This window comes from Trujillonella humicola, from assembly GCF_046233715.1.
In the GTDB taxonomy this organism is placed as follows: Bacteria; Actinomycetota; Actinomycetes; order Mycobacteriales; family Geodermatophilaceae; genus Trujillonella; species Trujillonella humicola.
Map to the genome: position 1 here is coordinate 85926 of NZ_JBJNRJ010000007.1, position 7542 is coordinate 93467.

The 7542-nt window shown below is 77.9% G+C and carries 8 protein-coding genes; 3 read left to right on the forward strand and 5 right to left on the reverse strand.

Features of this window, described 5'->3' with window-relative positions:
- The first annotated feature begins 134 nt into the window (after window positions 1–134).
- Both ACK586_RS06000 and ACK586_RS06005 read left to right on the forward strand, forming a co-directional pair.
- A complete protein-coding gene (locus ACK586_RS06000) occupies window positions 135–1133 on the forward strand; it encodes an AMP-binding protein (protein ID WP_409329544.1) in 999 nt (332 codons plus the stop codon).
- A complete protein-coding gene (locus tag ACK586_RS06005) occupies window positions 1130–2263 on the forward strand; it encodes a thiolase family protein (RefSeq protein ID WP_409329545.1) in 1134 nt (377 codons plus the stop codon). The genes ACK586_RS06000 and ACK586_RS06005 overlap by 4 nt, the downstream gene beginning before the upstream one ends.
- 1 nt (window position 2264) lies before the next feature.
- On the opposite strand, the gene ACK586_RS06010 is transcribed toward ACK586_RS06005, so the two are convergent.
- The 4 genes from ACK586_RS06010 to ACK586_RS06025 are packed head-to-tail and all read right to left on the reverse strand — an operon-like array spanning window position 2265 to window position 4731.
- Window positions 2265–2792 carry an MOSC domain-containing protein gene (locus tag ACK586_RS06010; RefSeq protein WP_409329546.1) on the reverse strand — a complete coding sequence of 176 codons (528 nt, stop codon included), beginning with the start codon at window positions 2790–2792 and terminating at the stop codon, window positions 2265–2267.
- Window positions 2789–3433 carry an energy-coupling factor transporter transmembrane component T family protein gene (locus ACK586_RS06015; protein ID WP_409329547.1) on the reverse strand — a complete coding sequence of 215 codons (645 nt, stop codon included), beginning with the start codon at window positions 3431–3433 and terminating at the stop codon, window positions 2789–2791. Before ACK586_RS06015 ends, ACK586_RS06010 begins: the two co-directional genes overlap by 4 nt.
- Window positions 3430–4161, reverse strand: a complete 732-nt coding sequence (locus tag ACK586_RS06020) for an energy-coupling factor ABC transporter ATP-binding protein (protein ID WP_409329548.1) — start codon at window positions 4159–4161, stop codon at window positions 3430–3432. The genes ACK586_RS06015 and ACK586_RS06020 overlap by 4 nt, the downstream gene beginning before the upstream one ends.
- Before the next feature lie 3 nt (window positions 4162–4164).
- Window positions 4165–4731 (reverse strand): biotin transporter BioY, encoded by a 567-nt coding sequence (locus ACK586_RS06025; protein WP_409329549.1) that lies wholly within the window; start codon window positions 4729–4731, stop codon window positions 4165–4167.
- 546 nt (window positions 4732–5277) lie between these two features.
- Between ACK586_RS06025 and ACK586_RS06030 the strand changes: the two genes are divergently transcribed.
- A complete protein-coding gene (locus ACK586_RS06030) occupies window positions 5278–5646 on the forward strand; it encodes a hypothetical protein (RefSeq protein WP_409329550.1) in 369 nt (122 codons plus the stop codon).
- A gap of 114 nt (window positions 5647–5760) precedes the next feature.
- Here the strand turns inward: ACK586_RS06030 and ACK586_RS06035 are convergent, their stop codons facing one another.
- Window positions 5761–7275, reverse strand: coding sequence for an ATP-binding cassette domain-containing protein (locus tag ACK586_RS06035; RefSeq protein WP_409329551.1), 1515 nt, complete (start codon window positions 7273–7275; stop codon window positions 5761–5763).
- Window positions 7276–7542: the final 267 nt, after the last annotated feature.

Below are 7542 nucleotides of genomic sequence, written 5' to 3' on the forward strand. Positions count from 1 at the left end.
CCCCCCCCCCCCCCACCCCCCCCCCCCCCCCCCGCCGGGCCCCCCCCCGCCCGCCGGGCCCCCGCCGGCGGGACGGCGCGAGGCGTGAGGCGGGGGAGCGGGGAGGCGGGGGGGCACGGCCTACCCTGCGTGCCGTGCTCCCGACGGACGTCGCCGCGGCCGCGGATCCGGTGACCGCCGTGCTGGCGGCCGCCGACCGCGGGGGTCTGCTCGCCCTCCGGACCTCGGGCACCACGGACCGCCCCCGGGTCGTCGTCCGCACCGCCGCCTCGTGGGCCGACTCGTTCCCGCACGTCTCGGCCCTGGCGGGCATCGACGGCTCGGCCCGGGTCTGCGTTCCCGGGCCCCTGTCGGCGACGATGAACCTCTTCGCCGCCGTGCACGCCCGGGCGACCGGGGCGGTGCTGGTCGCCGCCCCCGAGCAGGCCACCCACGTGCACCTCACCCCGGCAGCGCTCACCGCCGCGCTGCGGGACGGCGCGGACCTGGCCGGTCGCACCGTCGTCGTCGCCGGGGACCGGCTGCCCGCCGGCCTGGCGGCGCGGGCCGCGGCGGCCGGCGCCCGGGTGGCCCACTACTACGGCGCCGCGGAGCTGTCCTTCGTCGCCTGGGGCACGCACGAGGAGGATCTGCGGCCGTTCCCGGACGTCGACGTCGAGGTCCGCGACGGCCGCATCTGGGCCCGCTCGCCGTTCCTGTCCCGCGGCTACCTCGACGGCGACGGGCCGTTCACGACGGGCCCCGACGGGTTCGCGACCGTCGGCGACCGCGGGCGGCTGGCCGGCGGGCTGCTCACGGTCACCGGGCGGGGAGCCGACGCCGTCCTCACCGGCGGGGCCACCGTGCTCGTGGGGGACGTCGAGCGGGCGCTGCACCGGGCCACCGGGGCCGAGGTCCTGGTCGTCGGCGTGCCGCACCCGCGGCTGGGGGCCGTCGTGGCCGCCGTCCTCCCCGACCCGGCGGTGCTGCCCCGCGCCCGCGCGGCCGCCCGCGCGGTGCTCCCCGCCGCCCAGCGCCCCCGCCGCTGGTTCGCCCTCGACCGGCTGCCGCTCACCCCTGCCGGCAAGGTCGACCGCGCCGCGGTGGCCGAGCTGGCCGCCCAGGGGCGGCTCGCCCCGGCGGGTGCGCCGTGACCGGCGCCCCGGTCGTCGTCGCCGCCCGGCGCACCGCGATCGGGACGGCGGGGCACGCGCTCGCCGCGTGCACCGCGGCCGACCTCGCCGCCGCGGTGCTCGCCGACCTCGCCGCCGGGTTGCCCGCGGACGTCGACGTCTCCGAGGTCGTCCTGGGCAACTGCACCGGCCCGGGCGGCGACGTCGCCCGGGTGGCCGCGCTGCAGGCCGGGCTCCCGATCAGCGTGCCGGGGCTGACCGTCGACCGGCAGTGCGGCAGCGGGCTGGCCGCGATCGTGCTCGCGGCGGCCCAGCTGCGCGCGGGCGAGACCGGTGCCGTGCTCGCCGGTGGCGTGGAGTCGGCCTCCACCGCCCCGTGGCGGATGTGGCCGCCGCGCGGCGAGGAGCCCCCGGTCCGCTACACGCGCGCGCCGTTCGCCCCGGCCTCCCTCGGCGACCCGGACATGGGGCCGGCCGCCGAGCTCCTCGCCCGCGAGCAGGGCATCGGCCGGGCGGCCCAGGACGCCTACGCCGCCCGCTCGCACGCCCGGGCGGTGGCCACCCAGCGGGCCGGCGGGTTCACCGCCGAGATCGTCCCCGTGGGCGGCGTCGACCGGGACGAGCGGCCCCGCCCCGGGCTCACCGTGGAGCGGCTGGGCCGGCTGCGCCCGGCGTTCGTGCCCGGGGGCGCGGTCACCGTCGGCAACGCGTGCGGGGTCAACGACGGCGCCGCGGCGGTCACGCTCGTCGACGCCGGCACGCACCGCCGCCTCGGGCTGCCCGGGCTGCGCGTGCTGGCCACCGCGACCGCCGGGGTGGACCCGAACCGCCCGGGACTGGGCATCGTGCCCGCGGCCCGCGCGGCCCTCGACCGGGCGGGACTGGGCCTCGACGCGGTCGACGTGGTCGAGTTCAACGAGGCCTTCGCCGGGCAGGTGCTCGCCTGCTGCGCGGAGCTCGGGCTTGACCCGGAGCGGGTCTGCCCCGAGGGCGGCGCGCTGGCGCTGGGCCACCCGTGGGGCGCCTCGGGCGCCGTCCTCGCCGTCCGGCTGTTCAGCCAGCTGGTCCGCAGCGGCCGGGGCGGCACCGGCCTGGCCGCCATCGCCGTCGGCGGCGGGCAGGGCGTGGCGGTGGTGGTCGAGGCGGTCTGAGTCAGACGCGGCGCGGCACCGGCCGGCCGGGCCCGGTGGGCGCGCCGCGCCGCGCGGCCTCCTCCTCCGGCACCGGGCGGACGACGGCGCCCTCGGCGATCGGCGCGCCGGCGAACACGGCTGCGTTGACCCCGCCGCGGTGCGCCATGGCCTTGACGAGCCTCGCGCCGGTGAGCCGCTCCAGGTGGGTGCAGGGCGGGCAGCGCTTCATGCCGAACAGCAGCGCGTCCCCGACGGCGAACCAGCGGCCGACCAGCTCGGGCAGCGCGACGCCGCGGGTGACCAGGTTGCGGCGGGTGTCGCCGGGCGCCAGCGGCACACCGGCCTCGGCGGCCACCGCGGCGACGTCGTCGGCGTCGATCAGCGTGAGCTGCTTCTCCAGGTCCGGGTACTGCGCCCAGGTGCCGCCGCCGAGGGCGTAGCGGTCGCCCTCCAGCCCGACCCCGGCGATCAGCCGGCCGGCGGGCAGCCGGGTCATCGGCGCGGCCGCCGCGGGGGTCGACCAGATCTCCAGCAGCGTGCCCGTCACGGCGCCGATGCTGCCCGACGCCGCCGGGTCGCCGGCGCGGGGGAGTCCGCGCCCCGGGCGTCCAGCGCCTCGCCGAGGGTGGCCGCCATCCGCAGCACCTGCACCAGCAGCGGCACCAGCGCCTGGAAGCGGAAGCCCTGCGCGCCGCGGGCGGCCTGCGCGTCGCGGATCCGCTGCGCCCGCTCGGCGACCAGCGGGACGAACCGCAGCGTCATCGCGATGACCAGGCCGATCCGCGCCGGCCGGACGCCGAGCACCGCCAGCGGCCGGGCCAGCCACTCCACGACGGCGACCAGCTCGGTCACCCGCGTGGTCGCGGTCACCACCGCGGCGGCCGCGACCAGCGCCAGCAGCCGCAGCACGACGAGCGCGCCGGCGCGCCAGTCGGTGACCACGAGGTGGAAGGCGAACAGCAGGACCAGCCACGGCCACACCGGGCGGACCTGCGCGAGCACCGCGCGCCACGGCAGCCGGGCGGCGGCCAGCCCGACCAGCAGGACGGCGACGAGCGTCCCCGCGGCCGCCGCCAGGCCGTCGAGCAGGAACAACCCGACCGCCAGCGCGGCCAGGGCCCCGAGCTTGAGCCCGGCCGGCGCCCGGTGCACGGGGCTGGCGACGGGCACGTACAGCGACAGGGTCATGACATGTGGTCCACGTACCAGCGGACGGTCTCGGCCGGGGCGCCGTCGGCGGCCACCCGCCCGTCGGCGAAGACCAGCACCCGGTCGAATCCGGCCAGCAGGTCCAGGTGGTGGGTGACGACGACGACGTCCTGCTCGAGCGCCTCGATCACGCGGGCCACCCGGCGGGTGTTGGTCAGGTCGAGCAGCGTGGTCGGCTCGTCGAACACCACCCGCTGCGGCTCCATCACCAGCACCCCGGCGATGGCCAGCAGCTGCTTCTGCCCGCCGCTGAGCAGGTGCGCGGGGTGGTCGCGGTGCCCGGCCAGGCCGTAGCGCTCCAGCACCTCGGCGACCCGTCGTGCCCGCTCCTCGGGCGCCACGCCGAGGTTGGTGAGGCCGAACTCGGCGTCCTCGGCGACGGTCGGGTGGACGATCTGCGCGTCCGGGTCCTGGAAGACGAACCCGACCCGGCGGCGGACCTCCCGCAGCTGCGTCCGGGTGTCCAGGCCGTCGACCAGCACGGTGCCGGAGCTCGGGACCACCAGGCCGTTGAGCAGGCGGGCGAACGTGCTCTTGCCCGAGCCGTTGGCCCCGACCACGCCCACGCGGTGCTCGGCCAGGGTGAGCGTGACGTCGCGCAGGACGGCGCGCTCGCCGTAGTCGTGGGAGACGTCGCGCAGCTCGATCGCCGTTCGGGGGAGGTCGGCGGCGGCGGCGACCTCGGCCGCCCGCCGTCCCCAGCGCACGGCTCAGCCCGCCGCCGGCCGTCGGCGGGGCAGCTCGATGACCGGGTAGGCCTTGTGCACGCCGACCGCGACGACCGAGGCGATCCCGGCCTTGACCACGTCGCCCGGGACGAACGCCAGCGCCCCGGTGGCGGCGGCGGACAGCGAGACGTCGCCGTAGACGGCGGTGAAGGGGATGCCGAGCGCGTAGATGACGGCCACGCCGCCGGCCAGGTTGGCCACCATGGCCCAGGCCAGGTTGAACCGCCGCCAGGTCAGCTGGGTGAGCAGGCCGATGACGAAGGCGCCGAGCGTCCAGCCGTACAGGTAGCCCGCCGACGGGCTGGCGAACCAGACCAGGCCGCCGCGGCCGCCGGACAGCAGCGGGACGCCGGCGGCCACGACGGCGAGGAAGGTGAGCACGGCCAGGGCTCCCCGCCGGGCACCGAGGACCGAGCCGGCGAGCATGACGCCGAGCGTCTGCGCGGTGATCGGCACCGGGATGCCCGGGACCGGCACCGGCGGGATGAGCCCCAGCGCCGCGATGATCGCGGCGAACAGGGCGACGTAGGCCAGGTCCCGGCTCTTCACGGACGGCTCCTCGGGTGGTTCGGCGGAGGCGGCCGGCTCCCGCCCGGCCCCCCGCGGGAAGGTACCGGAGGGGGTCGGCGGGCCCCGCGGGGACGGCGGCCCGGGCCATCGCCGTCGGTGACGACCGGCTCACCAGCGGATACCGATCTCGGTTTGCCGTGCCCCGCGGGGCTCGTGTTGTCTGGGGTTCTGAGCCTCTCGGCGAAGGCGGAACCAAGGCACATGGCACCAGGCTGGTGGGCGGCACTGTGGGGGCGGCAACGTCCCGCGACGCAGGACGCGGCACCGGAGCGGCGGGCACCGCGGCCCGGCGCGGCGGGCCCACCACCTCGTGCTCCGGTGCCTCCCGCCCTCGACGGGGCGGCTGCGCGGCGCGCCCCGGCCGGTGCGCCGCACCCCGGAGCGGCACCGTCGCCGCCCGGGACCCCGCACCGCACGCCGGTGCACCCACAGACGACCGGTTCGCCCGGCCGACCCGGGTCACCCCCCGACCCGGTGCGCAGCACCCCGCTGCGTCCCCCTTCGGAATGGAACGGAGCTCCACCCGTGGCACAGCTCGACAACGTGATCGCCGAACTCCTCGGGATCGAGGGCGCCAGCGGCGCCGCGATCGTCGACATCGACAGCGGCATGGCCCTCGCGGCCGGCGGCACGCCCGGCTTCGACCTCAACGTCGCGGCCGCCGGGAACTCCAACGTGGTCCGCGCCAAGCTGCGCACCATCGGCGACCTCGAGCTCAAGGACGAGGTCGAGGACATCCTCATCACCCTCGCCGGCCAGTACCACCTGATCAACGTGCTCAAGGGCCAGGGCAACGCCGGGCTGTTCATCTACCTCGTGCTCAACCGCGTGACGGCCAACCTCGCGCTGGCCCGGCACAAGCTGCGCGCGATCGCGGCCACCGTCGCCGTCTGACGGCGGGACCGACGCGCGAGCGGTGCCGCCCGGCCGGGGGGCGGGCGGCACCGCGCCGACCCCGGCAGAGGTCCGCCCGGACGGGGGCCGGGCGGGCCAGGCAGACCACCTGGCCTAGGCGGCGGTGGCCGCCTCCAGGATGTGCTCGCGGACGGCGTCGGTCGCCAGCCCGTGGGTGTCGATCCAGCGGGTCACCCGGCCGCCGGAGACGATCCCGACCCGGTCGCAGCACTCGGCCAGCTCGTCGGGGTCGACCGACACGACGACGACCGAGGTCCCGTGCGCGGTCGCCTCGCTGAGCAGCTGGCGCACCTGCTGCCGGGCCCGGACGTCGAGCCCGCGGGTGGGCTCGTGGACGACGACGACGTCCTCGGCCGAGGCCATCCAGCGCGCGAGCGCGAGCTTGTGCTGGTCGCCGCCGGACAGCGCGCCGAACACCGTGCGGATGCTGAGCGTCTTCACGTCGAGGCTGTACACGGTCCGGATGACGCCGCGCAGCTGGGCGATCTCGGTGCGCAGGTCGGTCAGCGCGCCCCAGGGCTCGTCGGTGAGCGTCCGGGCGATCGTCTCGCCGGGGTCGACCCCGTAGGCGTCCTCGTCGGGGGTGTAGGCCGGCAGGCGGAGGACCGGCGCGGTCTCTTCCGGCGCCGTCGACCGCGGCTCGCCGTGCAGCACGACCTCGTCGCTGATCGCCGGCAGCTCCCCGGACAGGGCACCGGCGATCTCCCGCACGCCGGAGGAGCGGTGCCCGGTGAGGCCGATGATCTGGCCACGTCGCAGCTCCAGGTCGACGCCCGCCACGTGCCCGGGCACGCGCAGGTTGCGGACCTGGAGGACGACCTCGTCCCCGGCGGTGACCGCATCGGCGGCGGGGTCCCGGGGGGCCGGTCGTGGCTCGGGGCGCGGCGCCGGCACGGGCGCCGTCCCCTCGATCGTGGCGGCCGCCAGCCGGACCGGGTCCAGCGAGCCGCTCGGGGCGTCGAGGGCGATCCGGCCCTCGCGCAGCACGAGCACGCGGTCGACGACCTCGAGCATCTCGGGCAGCCGGTGGCTGATGTAGAGCACCCCCCGGCCCTGCCGTCGCATCCGGTCGGCCACGGCGTGCAGGCCGGTGACCTCGTCGGGCAGCAGGGCGGCCGACACCTCGTCGAGGACGACCAGCCTCGTCTCCTCGGCCAGCATGCGGGCGATCTCGACCAGGCCGTGGACGAAGTGCGGCAGCTCGCCGACGAGGGTGTCGGGGCTGATGTCGAGCGTCACCTCGGACAGCAGCACCTGGGCCTGCCGGCGCAGCTCCGCCTGGGGCCGCCCGGCGCGCGGGGTGCCGCGGAAGACCGCCTGGGCCACGGTCAGCTCCGGGTCGATCCGGATGAGCTGCTCGACCACGCCCACGCCCAGGTGGCGGGCGTCCTCGGCCGACAGCGGCGCGTAGGCGTGCCCCTGCAGCGTCATCAGCCCGGCGTCGGGCGCGGTGATGCCGGCGATGATGTCGCCGAGGGTGGACTTGCCGGCCCCGTTCGCGCCCACCAGCCCGACGATCTCGCCCTCGGCCAGGCTGAAGGAGACGTCCCGCAGCACGCGGCGTGCCCCGAAGGACCTGGTCAGGCCCTCGACCTGCAGCAGCGCCATGTGGCGGCGGCCTCCCCGGGACAGGTCCCGGCCGGAGCCGGTCGACCGTGGGTCCAACGTCGGAATCAGCGTCCCCCGTGACGCGTCGTTACGCCCCGGATTCTATCCGCGCGGGCGATCGGCGCCCCTCGACCGGCGAGTCGCGCAGCTCTCCCCCTGTCCTGGGGGGGGTGTGGGGGGGGGGGGGGGCGGGGGGGGGGGCGGGGGGGGGGGGGGGGGGGGGGGGGGGGGGGGGGGGGGGCGGGGGGGGGGGGGGTGGGGCGGGGG

Coding starts and splice junctions, on each gene's coding strand:
- ACK586_RS06015 (WP_409329547.1), bottom strand. CDS start 3,433: ATGACCCTGTCGCTGTACGTGCCCGTCGCCAGCCCCGTGCACCGGGCG.
- ACK586_RS06035 (WP_409329551.1), bottom strand. CDS start 7,275: ATGGCGCTGCTGCAGGTCGAGGGCCTGACCAGGTCCTTCGGGGCACGC.